The organism is Paenibacillus xylanexedens (genome assembly GCF_007676705.1).
GTDB lineage: Bacteria > Bacillota > Bacilli > Paenibacillales > Paenibacillaceae > Paenibacillus > Paenibacillus xylanexedens_C.
On the sequence record NZ_VEBF01000001.1, the window covers coordinates 1,420,932 to 1,443,714 of the forward strand.

Here is a 22,783-nt window from a genome sequence, read left to right on the forward strand (position 1 = left end):
TCCTCCTTTTCACTTCTATAATGAACAATATCCTTTACACTATATGACAGCCCGGCATATATAAAATAAACCCGACCTCAGATAGCTTCTATCCAAGATCGGGTATTTCCTGCTTACCATTTATCTTACAAATGTGTTATGAACTCGCTCGGATTTTATAAAGTAAGGAATCCAGATGGCGCAAGTAAGTACCGACTTGCCAATATCTCTTAACGAGCTTCCATCCTCAAGTTCTCTCGCCATCGGAATTTGAAGCAACAATAAATAATCAATGATACTAACGGCTAGACTGACACTATAAAACATGATCATAAGACGAGGAAAGATCGATTTTTTACTATACAAAGCAATGATAGTATATATGCTAAACACTAAAAACAGTGCGTTATATACCGTTTCAAAAATAACGACCGGTCCCCATAGCGGGTGATAATATTCAGATTGCTCCGAAGTTAGCAACTCCCAAGTCTCTGTTGTAAGCATGGGCAAACAATACAGAACCAATTGGAGCGCCAGGAAAATCAACGTAAGAAATAATCCAATCTGGACGAGAATCAGCCAACCACCTAAACCCGATACGCCTAGTGAACGGTAGTCTGTCTTTTGCTCTTGAATATGTGGTTCCACCTTGTAACACTTCCTTAACCAGTTTTGTTTTTCTGAGATGAGTCTTCATCTTAATATTGCAAATTGAATCTACGGGTGATTCTTACCCTTACTTCACGTGCGTTGTATGTATTTTCACACTCTCCTTATAGCGATCTCTCCGCCCTCCTCTTATACAGAATTTTACACAACTTCCTTATTGTACTACGAGTGTCAAGGGCAAAGCATCCATTTCATAACATCATACTCATTCGCTGTAAAGGCCAAAGAAGACCTTCGCTATACTTCCGCCATGTTCAGCAATGTACGCGTACGTCATAATTCTCTTATACAGATGCGAGTGGTGACTCTGCATTCGAGTACGAAGGAGGTTAGGGATATGTCCGATCCGAAAGTAAAACTTTTGCCTTTCGCCGACATTTCGAACTATGTCGAAGGGTTCGATATCATTTCCACCCAGTGGGGCGGTGATGGTCTTGTCTATGTGCTGCTGATGAATCAGATTCCCGAAAGAGAACGAGGTATGTTCGTTCAGACCACATTAAACCAAACCTATACGTACAAAGTGCTCATTGTGACAGATCAAACTATCGAGGAAGTTGTCATTTGGGGACAGACGTTCAATTATCATTATGTACAACCGTTACATGATCATCTGCTGCTCGTCGGAGCACGGTGTGCCAATTACGGGAATGAAAAGTATGATCTAAACGCCAAAGTGTCTGACTTAGACGGAAATACAATTCACGAGTTTCTGCTGGGAGACGGTATTCAGAGTGTACAGGTCACAGAGAAGGGAACGATTTGGACCAGCTACTTCGATGAAGGGATATTTGGTAACTACGGATGGAGCGATCCAATTGGATCATACGGTCTGCTGGCCTGGGATGGACACGGTAATAAGCTGTACGAAAACCACGCAGCAGACATTGCGGATTGTTACGCACTCAATGTCGTAAATGATAACCAGGTCTGGTTCTACTTCTACACCGATTTCGAACTCGGTTGTATCTCAGGGGGCACCAGTGAACCCAAAGTGACATTTATGAATCCAAACATCTCTGGTTCCTCCGGCTTCAGTACAGATGGTTATCATTACTTGTTCGATGCCGGGTACGGTAAACATGGGATGTTTGTGCTTAAGAAAATGGAGAAACCCGGAAGATTGAGCAAAGGGCAGAAGATTGATTTGCTAAATGAAGATGATCAGCCCTTCAAGCAGGCACGACAGGATTTTCGCCAACATCGTCTGCTACTTAGTGAAGGTAACTTGTTGTATCGGGTAACAATGGAGGAGATTACTTCCGTTTTGGATTAAGGAAAGGAGTGAAGAGGGTTATTTCTTAAAAGACAATCCCTCTTCTTCCAACGCGCTTCGCAGTTTAGGCATGGCAGATGGTCCGATTCCGTGCAGCTTCAGGACCTCTTTTTCCGAGTATTCCGCAAGTTGCAGTAGTGTCGTAATGCCTTCATTCTCCAAGACACGTCTGGCGGGAGCTGACAACAAGGCTAGAAATCCCTCTGTCGGTTTACGTTCAGCTTCGCAGGTCGGACAGGTTGGGCAATCACTTTTTTTATAATACGAATGTCCTTGTTCGCATGTTCTGAGTGTTCCTTTATCGTTTGCCATGTGGGCATCCCCTCCTGAATTAAGTATTCAACCAGTTCTTAATATCTGAAATCATATTTTCGTATTGTTTTAAAGCCTCTAAAGTCCAAATGACTTGTGATGTACCTACTAACTGTTCATCTACGTCCGTACATTCAATCCACAGTGACCGTTTTAGACTATATTCGAGCCAGTCCAACTTACCAGCAAAACCATTATCCAGAACCACTTCCCAATTGGCTGTTAGACTACCCACTCTCTTCTCATATCCAGCTATAAAAGCCAAGAACTTCCCCTTGTTTAAACTTCCAGAGCTATCTACTGACCAATGCACAGCTGTTTCTACCAGATCATGCATTGGATTAATATAACCTGCCGATTCCCAATCTATAATAATAGGTATGTCTTCTCTCCACATCACATTCTTAGGCTCCAGATCTCTGTGACTAATAACATTATCGGATGCTAGCATTGAAGATGAATTCTTAGCCTTCATGCTCCACTCATACAGCTTATCCATATTGGAATCCAAAATCTCAATCCATTCCGAATTCTCATTTTTTCCTTTGTTCAGATAAAACATCCAATCTATTTTTTTAGAATTAGTCACCTGTGAACTATCCAATTCTAGTTGTCTAAAATCCGTTTTGTGGATATCTGCAAGGATCGTTCCCATCAGAGAACTGTTATTGATAGTAACCTCATCTTGTTCCAAACGTTGACCCTCAATCCAATCAAATATTAGATAGAATTGATTATCAATGTTATGCATAGAAGCACCCTTTAACCATTTTGCAGGTTGAGCATGGATATGTTCAGCTGCCACGTTTGCTATTTTTTCTGAATCAATATAATTTTGCACAGCAGTAGGTCTTATCATTATCTGGGGATTCAATGCCTTAACTGCATAATTAGCTTGCGTGGTTTCAATGGCGTACATTCGATGAAGAAGACCACCTGAAATAGGTTTGGGCGAACTAATCAAATCACCAAGCTGTAATTCATTACACAGTTTCTCAAAATTTAAATTATATTGAGTATCGTTCATATGTAATCCCCTTTCATTTTGTAGTGATAGTGATCGTATCCCTGGCCTTGAACATCCTCATTTTGGCTATTTGTCTGAATCAAAGATTACATTCCGTACTCGGCAAAAACGGCTGCATATTTCTTTTCTAATATCGTCCAGCGCTTTTCGGCTCCGTATTTGGCGTGCAGTTGCTGTAAATAATGCTTGGCTTCTTCCGTATCGCCGGCTTTTAGCAGGAAGCGGAAGGTTACTTCGCTTAAATGTAGCGCTGTCTTATCCATATAATAATGGACTATATCTCTGGCCCCAGTTAGCAAGTGTAGGAATGACATGCCATCTTCCAAATGTGACACCAGTTCTTTCGATAAAGCGTCTGGATCGATATCAGCCGTTAAGGTATAGTGGGCCGGAGCGGAAGGCGCTATTGCTCTGATTCGGCAGGTAAAATGAGATACGTACTCCAATATGTCTCCATTCAATCCAACGGAATGCAACTCCGCAAGTTCGGTGGAATGAACACCACAATTAACATAAAACTGGACTTGACTACTGGTGTTATACTTTGCTCTTTGAATGTTGAACTTATATATGAGGTTTCCATCCGCTTTGTAGAAATTCAGATTTTTCTTGGAATAGCCGTGTTCGGCAAATAAGGGTTTGACGTCTGTATTGATGATCTTCTTAAAAAGTTCCTGCATTAGATATCACTCCAATTCAAGAATATGAATGATTAACATCACTTGAAAAGCCACTTTATATTTTGTTGTGTAAAAAATACAACAAATACAAACTCTCTATTAGCTTTTCATTTGTGCTACATGTGTCACTTTAGAATAGTTCTATACTACTAGACTATTCTATATTTACACTTCAAATCCTCCTACTTTATAATCAAATTGTATTATTATGTATATAAATATAGGATTTTCATATATAATAGAAAATGTAATATATCAAATTACATATTTGGTGTAAATATCAAAAAAATGGATGGTGAGTTTACAAAATGAGAAAAAAACTATCAATGCTCGGCTCTTCACTGTTATTAGGTTCATCTTTATTGTTACCTGCTTCAGTTTTCGCAGAAACCGTAGATGCTACGAGTAACAACACATTACCGAGTAATAACATTGAAACTAATCAGAGTAATCTTAAAGCAGCATTTAAAGACCATCTGATTACTTTTGTAACTTCTAATGAAGCTGATGCAGGTACTGATTCTTTAATTTGGATAAGCATTATCGGAAGTAATGGAAAGTCCAGTGAAATATTACTTAATAATTATAATATTGACAACTTTGAAAGAGGAAAAACAGACGTCATCAACTTCAGTAGTGAAGATGTTGGACAAGTGCAAGCTATAGCTTTAAAGTCAGATGGTAGTGGTTGGAAGTCTGGCTGGTTAATCAGCAAAATCACCCTAGACGGAAAGCAATTCAATGTACCAGGACGTTTCTTTGGAGAAAATGGCCTAGATAATGTTGTGTTATTCCCTAAATAATAAAATAATGAAAAAAGCTTATATCGGATAGCATACCGATTTAAGCTTTTTTCATTAGATACGAACTCCGTAAGTAAAGCAGAGTTCTTCCATCGATATATATTATTCTCTACTATCATAAAAATTATTCTTCTTAAACATATATTCCTGATGTATACGCTCAATCCCCCAATATGCTCGGTTCAGTTCCAATTCGGGTAAAGTATCCAGCAACTCATTGATTTTATCTCGAACCATCATTACCTCCGTAGGCTATCTGGCATTAGAATACCTAACCATTGTCTCTCACTGTTTAGCTTCTTCTCGCAGTACATAAGCCAGTTTGTACATCTCCGCAATGTCATGTCTGTTCTGTTCCTGGAATCTTCGGATTGCCTCATCAATCTCTACCACTTCCACCGCAACCACCTGCTCACCATCCTCCGGATTCAGCGGATCATCGACAAGTTCAACATCACCATATCCGATGATTCGCACGAAATTCGGATGCGGGATATGTGGTCTATAAGGCTCCAAAGCACCTGATGTACAATAGAATTGGCCAAAAATCTGATAGGACCGCATTTCTGCCCCAAGTTCCTCCATCAGTTCGCGCTTCAGTCCATCCATGTAATGCTCACCTGCTTCAAGCGTCCCTCCTGGCAGCTCCCAGTCTCCATTATCCAGTTGGAAGACAACACATTGATCCCCGACAAACGGAATGATGCTAATATTGCTCACCAGCTTTTCATCCACGATGTCGTTTAATCTGAACTCTGCCTCAATAATCCCCCAATGAATTGACGTACATAGCACCGGGAATAGTTCCGCACTCAAGCTACTCATCCGCACCCGATCCTCTCTATCTAATTCCACTATTCTTCCAATTATAGTCGAAAACACAGAAAGAAGGCCACCTTCCCACCGGGAATACGTGACCCTCATCTTATACTCTCTGCCCTTAAGCCTTGGATCAGTGTTCTCTCCAGACTTTCAGACCATGCTCCTTCTAATGCTGCACCAGCTTCCCATTTTCCAAAAAAAGAACCCGGCTACAGAGCGGCAAAATCCGCTCATCATGCGTAACCATCACTGCACTTTTGCCCTGCTCTTTTACGAGCTGTGCAATCATGCCCACAATATCCAGCCCACGCTCCGCATCCAGGCTAGCTGTCGGTTCATCCGCGAGCAGGACAGCGGGATCATTCATCAACGCCCGTGCAATAGCGACCCGCTGACGTTCCCCGCCAGACAGTTTCTCCGCATACGCCTTCCGCCGATGAGTCAAACCTACCGTATCCAGCAGCTCATCCACTCGCTTCTCCGCCTTGTTTTTATCCGTTGCGGCGAGCTTCGCGACCACCATCAGTTGTTCTTCTACTTTCAGATACGGAATAAGGTTGGCACTTTGAAAAATAAAGCCAAGCTGCTGAAGCCGCATATCGGATATATCCTGTTTGCTTTTGCCCATAATAGAGGCCCCGTCCAGTAGAACCTGCCCTTCGGTCGGTTCGAGCAGTGCGCCAGCAATGGACAGGAATGTGCTTTTACCCGAGCCGGAAGGCCCCATCACAGCCACAAGTTCCCCTTCTGTTACCTCAAGGTCCAACTTGTCCAGAATCGTGCGTTTGCTGCCGCCATCTTCAAAAGTCTGTGTAACTCCCCGCAATACCAATCGATTTCTCATGCTGCTGTCCTCCCAATCGCATCAAGTGCATCAATTTTGGTAACCTTCCACACCGAGAATAATGAACCCGCCACAGACATGAGTATGAATAATACACAGGTCAGAGCGAGGGTGGACAAGCCTAATTGAAACGGCATTGATGCTGGCAAGATAGACTCGAACAGTCGAACCAACAGCACGCTAATCACCAGACTACCAACCGACAGGATCAAGACTTGTAACGAAACACTGCCCGCCAGATAACCATTCCGCGTTCCAATCGCTTTCAATATACCGAATTGACTCGTTTTCTGAATTGTAATGACATAGAAGAATACCGCAAGCACAAACGCCGAAATAACATATAGAAAAGCGATCATCATGAGCAACGATCCCTGCTCTTCCTTATATCCAGGGATGGCCGATACGGCATCCGACTTCGTAATGATTTCTGTATTTGGCAATGCAGCACTCAGGCCGTCGACCTGCTCGCCTGCACCCTTAATCGCAATGGCATTGTACACCGGAGCATGAGCATTGGTGTCGGCTGAACCTTGCGAAGTTCGTGAACCTCCTTGAAGCGTAAGCCATTCCTGTTCATTTAGGAACACCACTGGGGAGTGACTGAAGGACTCATTTTGGACAAATCCACCAACGGTCCACTCCGTTCCCGAAGCTTGATCGACCAAGACGGTGCCAATTGTGACACCAGAGTCAGACAACTTTTGGTCCACCACAACCTGCCCGTTTGTCTGATCCGTAATCGGAGACCCTTCGGTCACCGTTGGAGCAAGCCAGCCCTCCGGGTTCACCATGAACAGCGTGACATCGATCTTTTTCGTGTCGCCGGTTGGACTGACGGTTGTCATTTTCACACCGAGTGGCTCAGCGTTCTCTTGCCCTACCACCGAGCGTGCTTGATCAAGCTGATTCTGATCCACTTGTGACCGGGTAAAACGATGATTCGAATCCTGCTCCAATACAAAGTGGGTTGCTGCCATATTTTTGATCGAAGCTGCGTTGTCATACGCCAGCCCCTGTGCAAGACCTGTAACAAACAGTACCAGAAATGAAACCAGTACCATGATTGTAGCAATTAAGGCATACCGCCCTTTGGCATACCTCATTTCCCGAATAGCCAAGTACATGTTCTGTGACCTCCCTCTTGATAACCCAAGTATAGGAGGCGAAAATGAACGGCAAATGAATAACAGATTACATCTGCGGAAGTGACACGGTAAAGACCGTGCCCTCAGGCGAACTGGAAACCTCAATTGTACCGTCATGAATTCGGATAATTTTCTGCACAATGGCAAGTCCAAGCCCGGTTCGTCCGGAAGAACGTTCCCGCGCACGGTCCACCCGATAGAATCGATCGAACAGGAAAGGTAGATGCTCCGCAGCAATCCCGTCTCCTGTATCCCGAATCTGAATCACACACTGGTTATCCGTCTGCTCGGCATGAATCTCGATGCTTCTTCCCTGTGGCAGGTGATTCACTGCATTACCCAGCAGATTCATCCATACCTGCATGAGCAGCACTTCATTGCTCACCAGCTGGATGGATTCCGGGACCGAAATCCGAAGCAGCAGTTCTTTTTCTTCGAGTTGCCATTGCAGCACCTGAACCGCTTGCCGGAATTGATCTCGCAGAGAGAACTTCACTTTGGACAGATCTTCGTTGCCTTGTTCAAGGGAGGACAGGAGAAGCAGTTGTTTGCTGAGCAAGGAGAGATGACGGCTCTCCTCCTCAATAATCGATGCATAGCGCTCCCGTTCCTGTTCAGGCAGATCCCGATCCGCCACCAATTGGGCAAACCCCCGAATCGAGGTCAGCGGCGATTGAATCTCATGGGATACGTTGGATACAAACTGCTGTCGCGCCTGATCTACCCTCTCCAATTCACGACTCATGGTCATGAAATGATGGGCTAATTGTCCAATCTCATCCCGCCTTGCCGTGGGCAATTTCAGATTATATTTTCCTTGCGCAATGCGCTTGGTCGCCTCGGACAGACGTTCAATGGGACTAACCAGATAGCGGGTACTAATCAGAAAGATCAGGATACTAATGCCCACCGTCAATGCTCCAATCAGCGCGAAGAATATACGCAGTTCACCAAATTGCAGAATTACATCAGGGCGCATAAAGAGGGCATAATTCGCATTGCTCATCTGTAGATGAACACCCACGGTATTGCTTAATTGATTATCGAAGAACCCGGTAATGAACGGTTTACTTGGGAACTGGGCAACACCATGGTATACCTCACCATTCAGCACCAGTTCTACAGCTTGCTTGTCCAGATCTTTCTCACGGAATTCGCGGCCATAGAATCGGTCGCTGCCTTTTCCATCCGTCACATAGATTTCGTACCCGAGTGCGGCGGCATTGTTCAGATAATCCTCCATCGTGCCAGGTTGCTGTTCCACAAATTGCTTCATTTGCGTCGCGATGCCCACCAGCTTCTCGTCATTGAAATCCTTGAGCTTCGTATGATAGTAGATATTCGACATAAGAAAACCCAATATGCCACTGACCATAATCACCGCAACCGTAATAAGAAATACCCGGACGTACAAGGTCCTCAAGGTGCTTTCACCTCCATCTTGTAGCCAATGCCCCGCACAGTCTGTATCACGAAATCGTCCGTATAATCGGCAAACCGATCACGGAGTCGCTTGATATGTACATCAACGGTACGGTCATCTCCTTCATAATCTGCTCCCCAGACGAGTCGAATGAGCTCATCCCGCGAGAACAAACGGCCTGGAAACTGCGCAAGCTGTGAGAGTAATTCAAACTCCTTCATTGGCAAAAAGAGAATGGATTGTCCGTCCGTAACCTCCACATTGTTACGGTCAATGACGATCCGGTTCATACGGATGATATCGCTGGATGTGCGATGGTACCGACGAAATAACGCCTTTACCCGATAGACTAACTCTTCCGGTTCAAATGGTTTGGTCACATACTCATCTGTTCCTTTCAAATAACCATCTCTTTTGTCGGATAGCTGATCTCGTGCCGTCAGTAGCATGATAGGAATGTCGTAATGCTGCCGAATGAAATCACATAACTCCAGTCCGTCCATTCCGGGCATCATCACATCGAGGATCGCCAGATCAATCGGCGTTTCTTGCATCAGTCTGACCGCTTCCAATCCATCCTGCGCTTCATGAACCCGATACCCTTCCTTGGTCATGACATGCCGCAGGAGTGCTCGAATATTGGCATCATCGTCTGCCAGCAGCAGATGTTTCATATCGTTGTCCGCCCTTCTATGTAGCGAGTGCATCTCACTTTGATCCTGCACAGATGGTAGCATAAAAGCAATCTCATTCGCCAGCACATGCACGGAGACACACCTTGGACATGTTTATATTTTCTTAAATCTGGTTGACACTACTATGAGGCACAACTATAATAAATTCATAACATATGAACGAACGCTCATATATTCATTTGTAGGAGATCAACTATTGTTAAGGATCATTTATAACCACACTAGAAATCATATTACATAACGGAGCCTCGCTCCAAAGGAGAGGATTTAAATGTCCGGACATCATCACAGTCACAACCATGGGCACGATCATGGACACAACCACGCTCACACCACCAATAACAAGAAAGTACTGTTGTTTTCCTTCATTATTATTACCATCTATATGATCGTCGAAGCCATTGGTGGATTCATCACCAACAGTCTCGCACTTATCTCGGATGCAGGCCATATGCTGTCTGACTCCATTGCACTCGGGATCGCTTTACTGGCGTTTACCTTTGGTGAAAAAGCCGTAAATACCGGCAAAACGTACGGGTACAGAAGATTTGAAATTTTGGCCGCTACGTTAAACGGAATTACGTTAATCGCCATTGCGCTCTACATTTTCTACGAAGCGATTGGTCGTTTCATCAACCCGCCTGAAGTCGCAACCGTAGGTATGTTAATTATCAGCATCATTGGACTGCTTGTGAACATTCTTGTTGCCTGGATCATGATGCGTGGTAGCGATACGGAGAATAACTTGAATATGCGCGGTGCTTATCTCCATGTCATCAGCGACATGCTGGGATCGATCGGGGCTATTGCGGCGGCGCTGCTCATGATGTTTTTTGGCTGGGGTTGGGCCGATCCACTTGCGAGTGTGATTGTCGCGGCATTGGTATTGCGAAGTGGCTTCTATGTCACCAAATCCTCACTGCATATCTTGATGGAAGGCACTCCAGCCAATGTCGATGTGAATGAACTGGTGCAGACCATCAAACAAGTCGATGGCGTCAAAGGTGTACACGATATGCATGTCTGGTCCATTACCAGTAACCTGAATGCGCTGACCGCTCATATTGTGGTGGATGGAACGATGGATGTTTATGCATCCGAGATCCTGGTTCAGAAGATTGAACATATGCTGGAACATAAAGAAATCAAACATGTGACGCTCCAAGTGGAGTCCGAAAAACATCTGCACGATACCTCGGTATTATGTACGGTCAAAGGTGACGCACCAGATGCTCATGCGCATCATCACCATTAATTAATTTCACGTTACTGATAGTGCACACGAAAACAGGGCAAAGCTCCGTAAGATGGAACTTTGCCCTGTTATTTATTTAGTAAGCACTTCTCTGCAAACCGACTGCCTGCCACCAAAATTATATTTACATTCAATATAACTTGTGTAAATAACGTGCCAGCATCTGTTCCTCCAAAGACAATCCAAGCGAAACAAGTCGGTTGTGGATCGCCCGAAACACATCACTATTATCGAATCCTTGTGCCTGAACATCTCGTAATAAACTAAACAGTCCTACCTGCTCTGCACTGGAGATATAGGATATAAGCTGTTCAGCTTGATCATACGAAATTTCCTTCTCATGCCACGGATGAGGAACTGCTCTCTTGGAGTAATCCACCAATGCATCTCCCACTCCAACACCAAGACCATCTAAGGTATCTAAAACAACTTCATTTCGCCTTGTTTGCCGAACTTCCTCACTATAGGAGTATCCGTCATGGATAAGCTGAAATCCAAAACGTTGCACAGCCAAATCTCTCACCTTCTGTTGTTCTCGGTCCCACTTTTTCTTGTCAAAGTACTCACTTTCGCTCGTGTTGTCCTCTTGCTCTTTCACGTAGTCCAAATATTGTTGTTTCGATTCAAATTCATTCAGCAGAAGTCCCTCATGTCCCGAGAATCCAAAGGCAAAAAAATCTCTAATATTTCTAGCCACAATCCTCGCATAACTTCCAAAAGCCATGGGATCAACCCGAACAATAGGCACTACACTCAAATCAGTAACATTTCCAAAATCAGTCAAGAAGGAGAAATGAATACCACCCATTCCGGTACGTGCAAACATGATTGCGTCAACTGGAGAACTCATATACCCGCCATTATCATGTGGATCAAATTGCAGAAAATAACCTGTTGGTGTCTCCAAATAAGGAACTTCCTGTTTAATCTCTTGCTCCCATGTGATGATTTCTTTCAGCAAATGGGGTATCTCGTAGGAATTTGTCATTAAGCTATCTCTCCTCCCTATAAAAGCAATACATATTCACTATAGTTTACTTCATTAAGTCCATTAGCTCTTCAAAGATGAGCCGCCCTGTATTACAAAAAAACAGCTGACTATATAGCCAGCTGCCTGTCTAAACCATTACTATGATAACAATATAAGGACTATCTAATCTTTTTGGACCTGCAAAGTTCGATCATTAACCATTGCTTTTAGAAAAAAGAGCTCATCCCCCACCGGAACACGCCGCTGTTCTCTTTCAAACAAACTTATGGCCTCCTCCAAGGATGCATTTTTCACTGATTTACTGCAAGCGATTAGCTGTTCGAAGAACATTTTCATCTCTTCAGAATCACATATGGACTCGTGCCCTAACAAGAAGTGCTCCGCATCATATCGCTCGATATCCTGTATCATCGGGAATAACAAATCCTGCTTATAATGAAATAACGAACGAGTCGTTGTAGAATACGGACTGTCTCCAAGGAAAATTGTCTTTTCATCCGGAATATATACAATGGTTGAATCGTCCGTATGCGTACTTCGAATCTGATCCAGCATGCAGACCTTGTTTCCTAGATCGATCTGGAGGTATTGTTCAAAGACGATACCCGATCTACCCAACACAAAAGACTCCCTTTCAGGTATCTCATTCTGTATAACCGCCATACAGTGTGCACTAATCTTTTTGGCCTCTACATACTTACATAGTGTAGCATCATCAAATGAATAATCTCTCCATTCGTTCAACCGCTGTTCTGTCAACCGATTAACGATGATAGTTGCACCGAATTCATTCATTCCCAAAAAATGATCCCAATGCGCATGCGTAATAACCACATACTGAACGGGCGGCACATCTAAGCTTCGAATCTCCTCGATAAAGTCTCTGGCATGTTGGACCGAATTTCCACCATCGATCACCAAACTATATTTTTCCCCACATACCAAGCCTAGTACCGGTCTTTCTCTATCATTATCGTTGGACATATAATAAATGGAATCGCTTAATTGATTTAACATGTCAATTCTTCTCCTCTATATGATTATTTTCATATCATAGGCAGAGAAAAACCGCATGCTTATTCAAGCTAATACATGGGTTTTTCTCCGTTTATGGATTTACCAATGGAATCACCTCTTTCAATCTGTAATTGATATTTGAATTCTATGTTATGAGATAGCAACTATTATACTACTTACCAGCATCAACAACGTTACAGGCGCCCAGATTCTTCGTTCCCATACACTTCTCGTGATCAGATTCAATATGGTTCCCAACACCAAATACCCAACGATAAACCAAATTGCGATATCTGCAAATGCAGACCATTCACGTACAAGAGATCTTGATTTGCTCAGAACAACGATCCCCATGAATGCCAATATTGCAATCTGAATTATGCAGGCAAAACGCATGGATACGGGGTATTTCCCGGGAAACTTCCCACCCATGGCGTACTCTCCCCACGGCAACCCAGCAGCCAATGCAATTTGAAAGAGAATCACGATCAGAATCAAGACGGTGAATACGATTGCTGACGTTAAAACGATCATGACCACACTCCATTATTCAAAGTGGCAGTAGAAACACTCCCATAATAGGGATACCTTATTTTCCAATCGTAGATCCTTCATTCTCTACAGAAATGCAAACCTGATTGTTCTCTAAATTATACAGGATATTCCACTAAATCATACTTTCTTTTTTGCCTTTCGACTCCCTGCCTGTCCGCTATTAAGTTTGTAATAGCGAAGCCCATCCTCGCAAACATCGTAGCATCCTCATATGATCTATGGAATCCACACTAATAACAAGTTATAAGTACATTTTTACCCATTAAGCTGAGTCATCATTTCTTTCATATAACGTGTTCCATGAACCTCATTTTGAGGACTTACCTTTTCAATGCGAGCTAAGTCATCAGGTGTCAGTCCAATCGTTGCAGCCTTCGCGTTTTCCTCCAAATATTTGATTCGTTTCGTTCCCGGAATCGGCAATGCGTTATTAGCCATTGTCCAAGCTAAAGCCAATTGTGCAGGCGTGCAACTCTTCTCCATTGCAATCTCTTTGATTTTATCCACAACTTCTATATTTTTGGCGAAATTGTCTCCTTGGAACCTCGGCATATATCTGCGCAGATCATTAACATCCAAATCTTCGAATTTCCGTATCTCACCTGTGATAAACCCTCTGCTTAATGGACTGTATGCAATATGGGTAATATTCAGTTCTCTCGCAGTCGGTAGAATCTCGTCCTCAATATCCCGGCTCCACAGGGAATATTCGCTCTGCAACGCAGAGATTGGATGAACGGCGTGTGCACGGCGTAAAGTGGAATCCGATGCTTCCGACAAGCCAAGACAGCGGACTTTCCCCTCTTTAACCAAGTCAGCCATCGCGCCAACCGTTTCCTCAATCGGAATCTGAGGATCTACCCTGTGTTGGTAGTACAGATCAATATAGTCGGTGTCCAGCCTGCGAAGGCTTGCTTCTACAGCCTTTTTCACGTAATCCGGATGACCATTCAACGTCTCATAGTTTGGGGTATACGCGAATTTGGTAGCAATAATGGCCTGATCGCGACGTCCCTTCAGCGCTTTCCCCAGTAGTTCTTCATTATGACCATTACCATACACATCAGCTGTATCTAGCAGTGTAACGCCAATCTCCAGCGCGTGATGGATGGTCTTCATTGAATCCTCATCATTGGTTTCCCCATACATTCCCGGAGACATCCCCATAATTCCCAATCCAATCGAAGATACGACGATATCGCTATTTCCCAGCACTCTTTGCTTCATTTCTCCATCTCTCCATCCGTTCCCGTTAATATTAGTCTTTACCGATGCTTTCCATTTGGTCTAGCAGCTTGCTTTCTGAAGGAAGCTTTCCTGTTTCTATGTCTTCATAGATGGTCAATTTGTTATTCACCGCTACAAGTGCTTCGGCAATTTCAAGTTGGCGGCGATGTAATTCCTCTTTATATTCGTGAAGGATCGCTTTCCGTTGTGGAATCGTTGAATCACCATCTAGCGCCAGACTAACCATATGTTTCAGTGTAGATACTTTCATACCCGTTGCCCGGAAACAAGACATCAGTCGCATCCAATCCAGATGTTCTTCCTCGAACATCCGATTTCCATGTTGATCCCGTTGAATGTAAGGGAGCAGTCCCTCCTTCTCGTAGTAACGAATTTTATGTGCAGGACAACCCAGCCGCTCCGAAGCTTCTTTTATCGAGAAAGCCATAATACTGACTCCTCCTTTATGTTCATTTTTGGATGCATTTGGCCGGTTCTTTTACATCCTAAGGCTTAATGTTCACATTAAGGCAAGCACAAATTTCAAAAAAATTAAATGAACTGACGTTCACTATTTTTAACAAATGGAGGACATCGCACACGGTTCAGTACTGAGAAATAACGAATAGAGGAGATTATGTCGAAAGATCGGTGAAAAGCTGATATTCAGAGGAAAAGAGTTTGGAGATGCTGGGCTACTGTTTCGCTTACTTTAATCGCTAGGGCCATAAAGTACCCGAGCTTGATCACAGTTCAACGGTTCGGTAAAAGGTACTTCCAAGAAGTATTCCAGCTGCCATTGCTGCGTTTTTAGAGCCTGCTTACTTGTTGGCTTATCCCAAGGCGGATATACACGTATGGCACGCTTGCCACCTTTGCCTTGATCCGATAGGATATCTCGCTGTAACAATACATGCTTCGGAAATACAAATTGACCAAAGTAGCTACCTATGCGCGTACTAATGACATACACATCTACTGAATCTGATCCATCATATGGCTGTGTCGTTCCATCCTCACCCCGCTGCCACAGGGTAACAAATTGTCCAATCTTGGTTGGTGTGGTTTTGGCAACGCGAAATCGAATGGAGAGAGAATTTAAGGTGAACACATATGCCCCATATTCAGCATTTTGTGCTTCTTCATGCGGTTGAGAGCACTCAAAGCCACACTTGTCATAGATAAGTTCTTTACTGGCAAGTAAGTCGCCATGAAGTATATCGGAGGTCGTCCAAACATTCGGACGATTCAAACTATTTTTGTTATCCAACTTGTGATATCTCTCCTGTCTTGTATAGTCTGATCTAAGGCATTCGCGTTAGGGTGAAGGCTTTGCTAGATCAAAGCTCCTGACATAATCGCTTCCATTCCTGCCATGCCTTCAAGTATTCAGGCAGATCATCAGGATGATGCTTGTTACTCAGCCCAATTCGGCAATATAGATGGACCAGAGCTTCCTCTATTAATCTGGATTTTTCCATTTCCACTTGTTCCAGAAGTTCGAATGTAGCAAATAATGTTTCGGTGTTGATATCATCTGGCGAGGAGCTAAAAGCATACAAGAAATCATAGAGGATAGGTCCAACCATTGGAGATGGGTCAATAACACCGATGAGTTCATTTTGATCATATACAAAATTATGAACCCCCGTATCGCCATGTAAAAGAAACTTTTCTTCTTCCTCACGAAAAAGACGATCCACTTTGGATTGAACCAAATTATAATCATCTGTTGTTAAAATACTTCCGGTATTCATCTTTGCTTCTTGAATACTAATCTGATTGAATTCTTTCCAGGTCCTCTGTGGGAACTCTATTCTGCCCCATGATTTCGTATCTGAAGAACGCACATATGTATTGAACAGCTCTTTCACCAGACGAGTTAACCAGTCTCTTTTTTGTCCCCGATTGAAATGGGTCGTGCCTTCCATATACGTATAGATAAAATAAGTGTTATCCAGATCAGTCAACAAAACTTCAGGCAGTAACGAAGAATTCTTATACGTATCCAAAAACTGCTGGGCGATGTGAATCTGTTCGGGTTCATCTGATTTCAGAATATAGTGCTTATTCAGACTTGTACTCAACCGATAAACACGTCCAGCGGTGGTACCTGACAAACTTTGAATTTCAGATATTTCTTCGTTGATATGATGCATCTTGAATACGTTATTGATCTCATTTATCGTTGGATTGATTAACATATGGTTTCTCCTTATATAACTTGGATCTTGATTCATTTGGTAAACATAAGTTAAGTTTTAGATTCAAGTTGCACAGTGGCTTATCTTTCAAAATGGGCTCGTTCTTCCTGATTTGAACTAAAAATATAATCTGGATACTGGTTTGCCATGGGTGGAAGCTGATCCTCGGGGAAAAACTGTAGATCCTTCATCTCTTCATTATCGGGCGTGAGCTGCCCAGATTTGATCCTGCATTCAAATACGATAGTCAAATATTCGACCTGATGACCATTACTGTATGTAAACCGTCTTGCTTCACCCCCGTATACTCCGATAATCTTCTCCGGTTCTACAACTAGACCTGTCTCTTCCAGTGCCTCTCTCACCATCGCTTGAGCCGGTGTCTCACCAAGCTCAATTGCTCCAGCTATCAGCCCCCAGGTTGATTCGTTATGTTTACGACCGAACAGGATCTCCCCTTGTTCATTTCGGATAATCCCAGCTACCCCCGGCATAAAAATAAGCTCGGTTCCGATCTTTTCCCTGAGGTTTTTGTAATAGTCTGACATGCCCATACACAGTTACCTCCTGTCTTTTAATTACTGAATTCTCTTCCATGAATGATCCATTGTACGGCATCCCAAATATCCTCTGCGATATAATCAGGTTCGGTCTCCATCCATTTGTCTCTGAATTTGGTTAATGAAGATTCCCCCCAACCTGTTCTCACCATGATCTTGGTCGCTCCTACGGCATGGGCAGCAAGCATGTCTGTATCTCCTACATCTCCAATAACGATGCATTTGGATAAATCCAGACCGTGTTCCTCTGAGGCCTGTAATAACATTCCGGGTTTAGGCTTTCTGCAACTGCATTCTTGCTCATGCGGACATATATAGGAGTGATCGAATCCGTACTCGCGAAATTGCTCTTCAAAATCCGCAACACTTGCTTCTCCACGCGAGATTCGGTATTGATTCGTAAAAGCCAGCACCATAATTCCTTCTCGTTTCAAACGCATAATTGCTTCTTGAGCACTTGGGTATAATCTGAAATCTCTCGGATGAATAAAATGACCTGTACCACCAATTGTTCCATCTCTGTCTATAAAAACAGCTTGTACGTTTCCCTGTGGTTTCATCATGGTCTGTTCCCTTCTTAGAAAAATTTCAAGTCGTGTCGTTCATCTAAACTTTCTCATCAATAATATGCTTGCTACCATCTTGCTGCTTATGGTGTTGCAATTTTTTAATTTCAGTTTTCAGATAGTGTACTTCTTTGATTAGTACATCCAGCTTTTGCGATGTTTTAGATGAATCTATCGCATAACGTACAATTGCAGCAAAGATAAGAACGAAAATTAAACATATAAGTGATATGACTAAAGCCCAGATAAATTCCATATTGTTGTCCAACCCCTTTTTCCTTACTGAATTCCCGCCGTACCAAACGTATTTTCAATCACCTGTTTATAATTTTCCCACCCAAAATAAAACGGGCCTACCTGTAATTCCTTGTCATTCAATAGGAAGTCTCTCCAGATCACAACATCATCCTCTCTCTCATTCTTCCTCCACCAGAATATCAGCACAGCGAACAATCAGCTCAGGCATATTCTCCCCACCAAATAGAACATGAAGTTCATATCCGTTATCGATTCGATACAACTCTTGATACAGCCAGTAACTGCCTACAATATCACCCTCTTGCTTGATGATTTCGGGTGCAACCAGCGTAAGTCTATTTATATTGGTGAAGCCCCCACGAGTGTCAAAACGAATGACCACTTCATCTCCCGTCAGTAGTTCCGTCACTGTACAATCATGATATTTAACCCGGCTATGTATTTCATCGGGGATATCCTGTGCCATCATCACTTCTCTAAATTCTTTCGATGTGTGAACCACATATCTCCTATTTTCCGCACTCTGTTTCTTCAGCTGGAGCATAACTTCTCTCGTGCAATATCCCAGCGTAAACACACGAATATCCGCAATTTGTTCAACGATTTCCTGTGGCAAATTCTCCGCCTTGTATTGGACATTCCACTCCATTGATTCTTTGTACTCTTCCTTACATTTTTTCTCATCAAACGGAGGACGTACATCATATTCTGCAATGAGTTTCTCGATATGCGCTCTTTGTTCGGGCGGCATGTAAAATACCATTTGATCCTCATCTGTCACTTTTTCCCCACCGAAAGCTTTGTCTACGCGAGTAAGCACTTGACCATCATGCTCCAGCATGAAACGTGGGTCCAAGTTATACAGCTCTCGCTCCTGCTTCACATGCGCTTTTTCCTTTCTTTTAAACAGCCTTATAAATAGATTCTCATCTAACTCGTAAGCTCCGTTATGTACTCTTATACCAAAATGAAGATGTGTCTGCTGACACATCTCATACCATTCTTTCGTTAGATATCTCATATGCATCTCTCCTGCTAATTTTTAGAATCTACTATGCTATTGAAGCATAGAGCTTTAATTTGTGACGAGAATTTAGCTGCATCTGGAATTCGTGTGCATTTAAAATAAGCTGTTAATTGTTTAGGATGATTTTTGACAATATCATATTCAATGATCGTGTTAGCGATAACAGATTTCGTAAATCCTAACACCTCGACCACTTCAGATCGATCTCGCTAGAAATTGATCTAATGTTTCATCGCTACTCCTCCAAAATCTTCAGCCCTAACGATTCCTTATATTCACAAACGCACTGTTCTATCCCACGGTTTGAAACAATTTATGTTTGATCTCTTTGTTGTTTTTCGTCGCCCATCCATGCACAGCTTCTACGCCTGCAGACTCCTGACCTCGTTGAAAATAAAAACATAGATCCATCGGCACTAACCGTTTACCATAGAGTTTGATGCCAATCCGTCTGTAATTCATATAAATACACTCAATCTGAGATGCGTCATATCTCTGATGTTTCATAGAAATCACATGATCGCTTTCCAGCGTAATACTGGGTTTAGTGAAAAACAAACGCCAGAGCAGAAAAACGATATAACCGAGAATAAAGGTCAATATAACGATCAGGAAGTACTTCATAATACCATTTTCATCATAAATAATATTTCTGAAAAACATAGCTTCAATGACCAACATACATAATAGGCTCAACCATGCTCTTGGATAAATCGTCTTGTATGTGATGAGTTCCACCTCCTAATTATTCTAACCATTAATCCGAAGCCACTCGGAAGGGGCTTTTCTGACAAAATGCTTTTCAACAAAATCCAAAATATCATCAATTCCGGGCAATGCCGCATTTTCTTTAGCTTCGTCAAACGTCATCCATTGGTACTCGATATGTTCATGATTTAACCGGACAACCTGGCTTTCATCCACATATCCTACGAATACGGGAGCGGTATAGATATACTCCCCCATGGGTGAATAATATTGTTCGAATTGATTGGCAGAATACAACCGGACTTCCGTAATACCTGTTTCCTCATGAACTTCTCTGAGTGCAGCTTCCCATGCCTTCTCGCCCTTTTCTATCCCGCCGCCAACATAACACCACTCGTTATGCAACATACGACCAGCCCGCTTTAGCATCAGTACACGGTATTGATCGAGGCTTTTCTTCAATAGAACTACAGCCACGCCTTCACAACGAATGGGAACTGCCTGTTTCACGTGCTCTGCACCATTCAATTTCTCACCCCCTTTTCTTCAGAATCGAAGTCCTCCAATACTTTGAACTTATCCCCGTGAACCTTCTCCAGATGCTCCTCTCCCCAATAGCACAAATGGTCAAGAGCAGGTTTTAATCCCCAACCGTAGTCCGTTAACTCATATTCCACTTTGGGAGGTACTTCCGAATATACCTTGCGCTGTACGATCTCATCCTTTTCCAGTCCTCTGAGCTGCGTTGTCAGCATCTTCTGCGTAATATCCGGTATTAACCGCCGAAGCTCCGATGTACGTTTCCGTCCTGTCATCAAGTGGTAAATAATTAAAGGCTTCCATTTCCCGCCCATTACTTCCAAGGCTGCCTCAACGCCAACTTTATATTTCTTGGGAGTGCTTGTGTCTTGATGTTCCGTCATTCCGAACCCCTCCATAATTTAGGCTGTATCCAAGGTAAAATCGTAATCTTCTTGCTTGTCCTTTTTCAATTATTTAAGCCCATTTCGAGGCATCCATTTAGGGTACTTTGATGTTCCTATGGCACTTCATTCTTCCTATAGAACATCAAAGTGCGTACTTCCAGATGTTTTCATACCTGTTTATAATAGCATCAGCCATTGATTTATGGCTACAAGACCGCAATGTAGAAAGGTAGTGAAAGTTAAGATGAACGTACTCGTTGTTGTGTCCCACCCGCGAAAGGATTCCCTGACCTTCCAGGTAGCTGAACGTTTTGTACAAGGGCTTGCCGAGGCTGGTCACGGTTATGAGATATTGGATTTGCATGGGATTGGTTTCGACCCAATTCTCCGAGAGATGGATGAACCAGACTATACCCAAGAAAATCAGGTGTTCTCGCCTGAGGTTGAAACGGAGATGGAGCGATTGAAGAAGCACGACGCTGTGGCTTTTGTGTTTCCTCTCTGGTGGTGGCATCTGCCAGCCATGTTGAAAGGTTATGTGGATCGTGTCATGAACAACGGCTTTGCCTACGGCGCGAACATGCTCCCTCATCAGCAGATGTTGTGGATCGCTCTTTCAGGTGTGACGGAAGAACAGATGCAGAAGCGCAACTATGGTCAATCGATCGCCAATCTGCTCAATGTGGGTATTGCCGATTATTGCGGCGTGTCCCAATCGAGGGTTGAGTTTTTATATGAAACGTTGGAATCCAAGCCTGAGCATTATGAGGCACTGCTGAACCATGCGCATCACTTGGGACTGAACTATGCCAACGATATTCCGACGCTGTAATGGTATGAGAACAACTACGCTTGAACACGGCAAAAAGGTCGCTCCGAAGAGCGACCCTGCCTGTGTGTCTTGCATTATTTTACTGTAGAGAGAAGAAACTTCTCCAGCATGGTGATATCGGTAATGTTATGGTTGCAAGCTATGTTATCCATGCATACGTACTGGGCAATGGAAGAAAAGTTGTCCGGCGAATGAGCCTTGGTCTTCACGTTGAAGAATCCGAGTTCCTGATGACGATGACAGAACATGCAGTACCCTTTTTTGTTCGTGGGTGTAATCCGTCCCTCAATACCGAGGAATCTGCCTTCGTATGGGTACACGATGAACAAACGGCTCGTCGCAATGTCGGTCCATCTCAGATAGGTTGTATGTGCGTAATCGATGGATTCGAGATCGGGCACTTTGAGTTTCTTGGCCTTCGGGAAAAGCTTTTGGATCTGCTTTGCCGATATCTGCGGATATGGAATCAGATATGATTCAATCCGGTTCAGATAGGTCTGGAGTTCATGTGCCGTCTCATACGTCGATAACTGCTCCAGCAGTTGCTTCTGTTCCGAAGTCAATTCATCGAAGATGCCCACCGCATTCGTGCCAACCGTATAACGGACGGTTTCCAATACTTTTCGATCCACAACCGAGCGTAGCGTTTTGAGCAGGAAATCAGCTTGTTTTTGAATGTAATTGAATTGATGATTGTGAATAAATGGTGTTTGCATGGCGTTCAGCCCCTTATTTTTATTGGAAGAACAAATAAGGTGCAAAGCCTGCGGGTTGAACCATTATGTTGATGTTGATTTCAGGGCAAACAATTTCATTTTGTCGCGCCCTACACAAAGTCCGCCCCTATTCAGGCTTTGCGTAAGGCTTTCTAGCGAACGAGCAATCCGGCATCATCCATATTGCCACGTCATAACCCCCAATACGATAGATATATCGAAATTATAGCAGGGCAGCATAGTGTAGGCAACGGGCTTCGTTT

28 protein-coding genes are annotated in these 22,783 nt (G+C 43.3%); 4 read left to right on the forward strand and 24 right to left on the reverse strand.

Annotated elements, in window-relative coordinates:
- Window positions 1-120: 120 nt before the first annotated feature.
- On the reverse strand, window positions 121-627 hold the full coding sequence (locus tag FS628_RS06365; protein WP_186327724.1) for a DUF2569 domain-containing protein: 507 nt from the start codon (window positions 625-627) through the stop codon (window positions 121-123).
- A gap of 358 nt (window positions 628-985) precedes the next feature.
- On the opposite strand from FS628_RS06365, the gene FS628_RS06370 reads away from it, so the two are divergent.
- Window positions 986-1,924 (forward strand): hypothetical protein, encoded by a 939-nt coding sequence (locus tag FS628_RS06370; RefSeq protein WP_145320112.1) that lies wholly within the window; start codon window positions 986-988, stop codon window positions 1,922-1,924.
- A gap of 18 nt (window positions 1,925-1,942) precedes the next feature.
- Here FS628_RS06370 and FS628_RS06375 read toward each other — a convergent pair whose 3' ends face one another.
- The 3 genes from FS628_RS06375 to FS628_RS06385 all read right to left on the reverse strand — a co-directional run bounded on the left by FS628_RS06375 (window position 1,943) and on the right by FS628_RS06385 (window position 3,943).
- A complete protein-coding gene (locus FS628_RS06375; RefSeq protein ID WP_145320114.1) occupies window positions 1,943-2,236 on the reverse strand; it encodes an RNA polymerase alpha subunit C-terminal domain-containing protein in 294 nt (97 codons plus the stop codon).
- A 19-nt stretch (window positions 2,237-2,255) separates the two neighbouring features.
- Window positions 2,256-3,263: a phosphotransferase gene (locus FS628_RS06380; RefSeq protein WP_145320116.1), complete on the reverse strand. Its 1,008-nt coding sequence runs from the start codon at window positions 3,261-3,263 to the stop codon at window positions 2,256-2,258.
- 86 nt (window positions 3,264-3,349) lie between these two features.
- Complete coding sequence (locus FS628_RS06385) at window positions 3,350-3,943, reverse strand: DUF4304 domain-containing protein (RefSeq protein WP_145320118.1); 594 nt, start codon at window positions 3,941-3,943, stop codon at window positions 3,350-3,352.
- Window positions 3,944-4,251: 308 nt separating this feature from the next.
- On the opposite strand from FS628_RS06385, the gene FS628_RS06390 reads away from it, so the two are divergent.
- Window positions 4,252-4,746: a PLAT/LH2 domain-containing protein gene (locus FS628_RS06390; RefSeq protein WP_145320120.1), complete on the forward strand. Its 495-nt coding sequence runs from the start codon at window positions 4,252-4,254 to the stop codon at window positions 4,744-4,746.
- A 285-nt stretch (window positions 4,747-5,031) separates the two neighbouring features.
- Here the strand turns inward: FS628_RS06390 and FS628_RS06395 are convergent, their stop codons facing one another.
- From FS628_RS06395 to FS628_RS06415, 5 genes are all read right to left on the reverse strand, one after another.
- Window positions 5,032-5,571 carry an NUDIX hydrolase gene (locus FS628_RS06395; protein WP_145320122.1) on the reverse strand — a complete coding sequence of 180 codons (540 nt, stop codon included), beginning with the start codon at window positions 5,569-5,571 and terminating at the stop codon, window positions 5,032-5,034.
- Between the two features lie 163 nt (window positions 5,572-5,734).
- Entirely contained in the window at window positions 5,735-6,412 is a 678-nt protein-coding gene (locus FS628_RS06400) for an ABC transporter ATP-binding protein (protein ID WP_145320124.1), read from the reverse strand.
- The gene (locus FS628_RS06405; RefSeq protein WP_145320126.1) at window positions 6,409-7,539 is read right to left on the reverse strand and encodes an ABC transporter permease; all 1,131 of its coding nucleotides are present in this window, start codon (window positions 7,537-7,539) and stop codon (window positions 6,409-6,411) included. The genes FS628_RS06400 and FS628_RS06405 overlap by 4 nt, the downstream gene beginning before the upstream one ends.
- Window positions 7,540-7,606: 67 nt before the next feature.
- The gene (locus FS628_RS06410; RefSeq protein ID WP_145320128.1) at window positions 7,607-8,983 is read right to left on the reverse strand and encodes a sensor histidine kinase; all 1,377 of its coding nucleotides are present in this window, start codon (window positions 8,981-8,983) and stop codon (window positions 7,607-7,609) included.
- Window positions 8,980-9,657 (reverse strand): response regulator transcription factor, encoded by a 678-nt coding sequence (locus tag FS628_RS06415; RefSeq protein WP_145320130.1) that lies wholly within the window; start codon window positions 9,655-9,657, stop codon window positions 8,980-8,982. Before FS628_RS06415 ends, FS628_RS06410 begins: the two co-directional genes overlap by 4 nt.
- A 292-nt stretch (window positions 9,658-9,949) precedes the next feature.
- Between FS628_RS06415 and FS628_RS06420 the strand changes: the two genes are divergently transcribed.
- Window positions 9,950-10,933, forward strand: coding sequence for a cation diffusion facilitator family transporter (locus FS628_RS06420; protein ID WP_145320132.1), 984 nt, complete (start codon window positions 9,950-9,952; stop codon window positions 10,931-10,933).
- Between the two features lie 130 nt (window positions 10,934-11,063).
- Here the strand turns inward: FS628_RS06420 and FS628_RS06425 are convergent, their stop codons facing one another.
- From FS628_RS06425 to FS628_RS06490, 14 genes are all read right to left on the reverse strand, one after another.
- Window positions 11,064-11,921, reverse strand: coding sequence for a hypothetical protein (locus FS628_RS06425; RefSeq protein ID WP_145320134.1), 858 nt, complete (start codon window positions 11,919-11,921; stop codon window positions 11,064-11,066).
- Between the two features lie 165 nt (window positions 11,922-12,086).
- Window positions 12,087-12,941: an MBL fold metallo-hydrolase gene (locus FS628_RS06430; protein WP_145320136.1), complete on the reverse strand. Its 855-nt coding sequence runs from the start codon at window positions 12,939-12,941 to the stop codon at window positions 12,087-12,089.
- Between the two features lie 150 nt (window positions 12,942-13,091).
- A complete protein-coding gene (locus tag FS628_RS06435; RefSeq protein ID WP_145320138.1) occupies window positions 13,092-13,475 on the reverse strand; it encodes a hypothetical protein in 384 nt (127 codons plus the stop codon).
- Between the two features lie 276 nt (window positions 13,476-13,751).
- Window positions 13,752-14,723, reverse strand: a complete 972-nt coding sequence (locus FS628_RS06440) for an aldo/keto reductase (RefSeq protein ID WP_145320140.1) — start codon at window positions 14,721-14,723, stop codon at window positions 13,752-13,754.
- A 31-nt stretch (window positions 14,724-14,754) separates the two neighbouring features.
- On the reverse strand, window positions 14,755-15,171 hold the full coding sequence (locus tag FS628_RS06445) for a MerR family transcriptional regulator (protein WP_145320142.1): 417 nt from the start codon (window positions 15,169-15,171) through the stop codon (window positions 14,755-14,757).
- 264 nt (window positions 15,172-15,435) lie between these two features.
- Window positions 15,436-15,993 (reverse strand): MepB family protein, encoded by a 558-nt coding sequence (locus FS628_RS06450; protein ID WP_145320144.1) that lies wholly within the window; start codon window positions 15,991-15,993, stop codon window positions 15,436-15,438.
- A 70-nt stretch (window positions 15,994-16,063) separates the two neighbouring features.
- Window positions 16,064-16,927 (reverse strand): aminoglycoside phosphotransferase family protein, encoded by an 864-nt coding sequence (locus FS628_RS06455; RefSeq protein WP_145320146.1) that lies wholly within the window; start codon window positions 16,925-16,927, stop codon window positions 16,064-16,066.
- Window positions 16,928-17,007: 80 nt separating this feature from the next.
- Complete coding sequence (locus FS628_RS06460) at window positions 17,008-17,481, reverse strand: NUDIX domain-containing protein (protein WP_145320148.1); 474 nt, start codon at window positions 17,479-17,481, stop codon at window positions 17,008-17,010.
- Between the two features lie 20 nt (window positions 17,482-17,501).
- The gene (locus tag FS628_RS06465; protein ID WP_145320150.1) at window positions 17,502-18,050 is read right to left on the reverse strand and encodes an HAD-IIIA family hydrolase; all 549 of its coding nucleotides are present in this window, start codon (window positions 18,048-18,050) and stop codon (window positions 17,502-17,504) included.
- Between the two features lie 43 nt (window positions 18,051-18,093).
- Window positions 18,094-18,309 (reverse strand): hypothetical protein, encoded by a 216-nt coding sequence (locus tag FS628_RS06470; RefSeq protein WP_145320152.1) that lies wholly within the window; start codon window positions 18,307-18,309, stop codon window positions 18,094-18,096.
- Window positions 18,310-18,468: 159 nt separating this feature from the next.
- Window positions 18,469-19,332: a DUF4085 domain-containing protein gene (locus FS628_RS06475; RefSeq protein ID WP_260870938.1), complete on the reverse strand. Its 864-nt coding sequence runs from the start codon at window positions 19,330-19,332 to the stop codon at window positions 18,469-18,471.
- Between the two features lie 297 nt (window positions 19,333-19,629).
- Complete coding sequence (locus FS628_RS06480; RefSeq protein WP_145320154.1) at window positions 19,630-20,019, reverse strand: hypothetical protein; 390 nt, start codon at window positions 20,017-20,019, stop codon at window positions 19,630-19,632.
- Window positions 20,020-20,088: 69 nt separating this feature from the next.
- Window positions 20,089-20,574 (reverse strand): NUDIX hydrolase, encoded by a 486-nt coding sequence (locus tag FS628_RS06485; RefSeq protein WP_145320156.1) that lies wholly within the window; start codon window positions 20,572-20,574, stop codon window positions 20,089-20,091.
- A complete protein-coding gene (locus FS628_RS06490; protein ID WP_145320158.1) occupies window positions 20,571-20,969 on the reverse strand; it encodes a winged helix-turn-helix transcriptional regulator in 399 nt (132 codons plus the stop codon). The genes FS628_RS06485 and FS628_RS06490 overlap by 4 nt, the downstream gene beginning before the upstream one ends.
- Before the next feature lie 247 nt (window positions 20,970-21,216).
- Here FS628_RS06490 and FS628_RS06495 point away from each other — a divergent pair, with 247 nt between their 5' ends.
- The gene (locus FS628_RS06495; protein ID WP_145320160.1) at window positions 21,217-21,804 is read left to right on the forward strand and encodes an NAD(P)H oxidoreductase; all 588 of its coding nucleotides are present in this window, start codon (window positions 21,217-21,219) and stop codon (window positions 21,802-21,804) included.
- A gap of 74 nt (window positions 21,805-21,878) precedes the next feature.
- On the opposite strand, the gene FS628_RS06500 is transcribed toward FS628_RS06495, so the two are convergent.
- On the reverse strand, window positions 21,879-22,520 hold the full coding sequence (locus FS628_RS06500) for a FusB/FusC family EF-G-binding protein (protein WP_145320162.1): 642 nt from the start codon (window positions 22,518-22,520) through the stop codon (window positions 21,879-21,881).
- Window positions 22,521-22,783 lie beyond the last annotated feature (263 nt).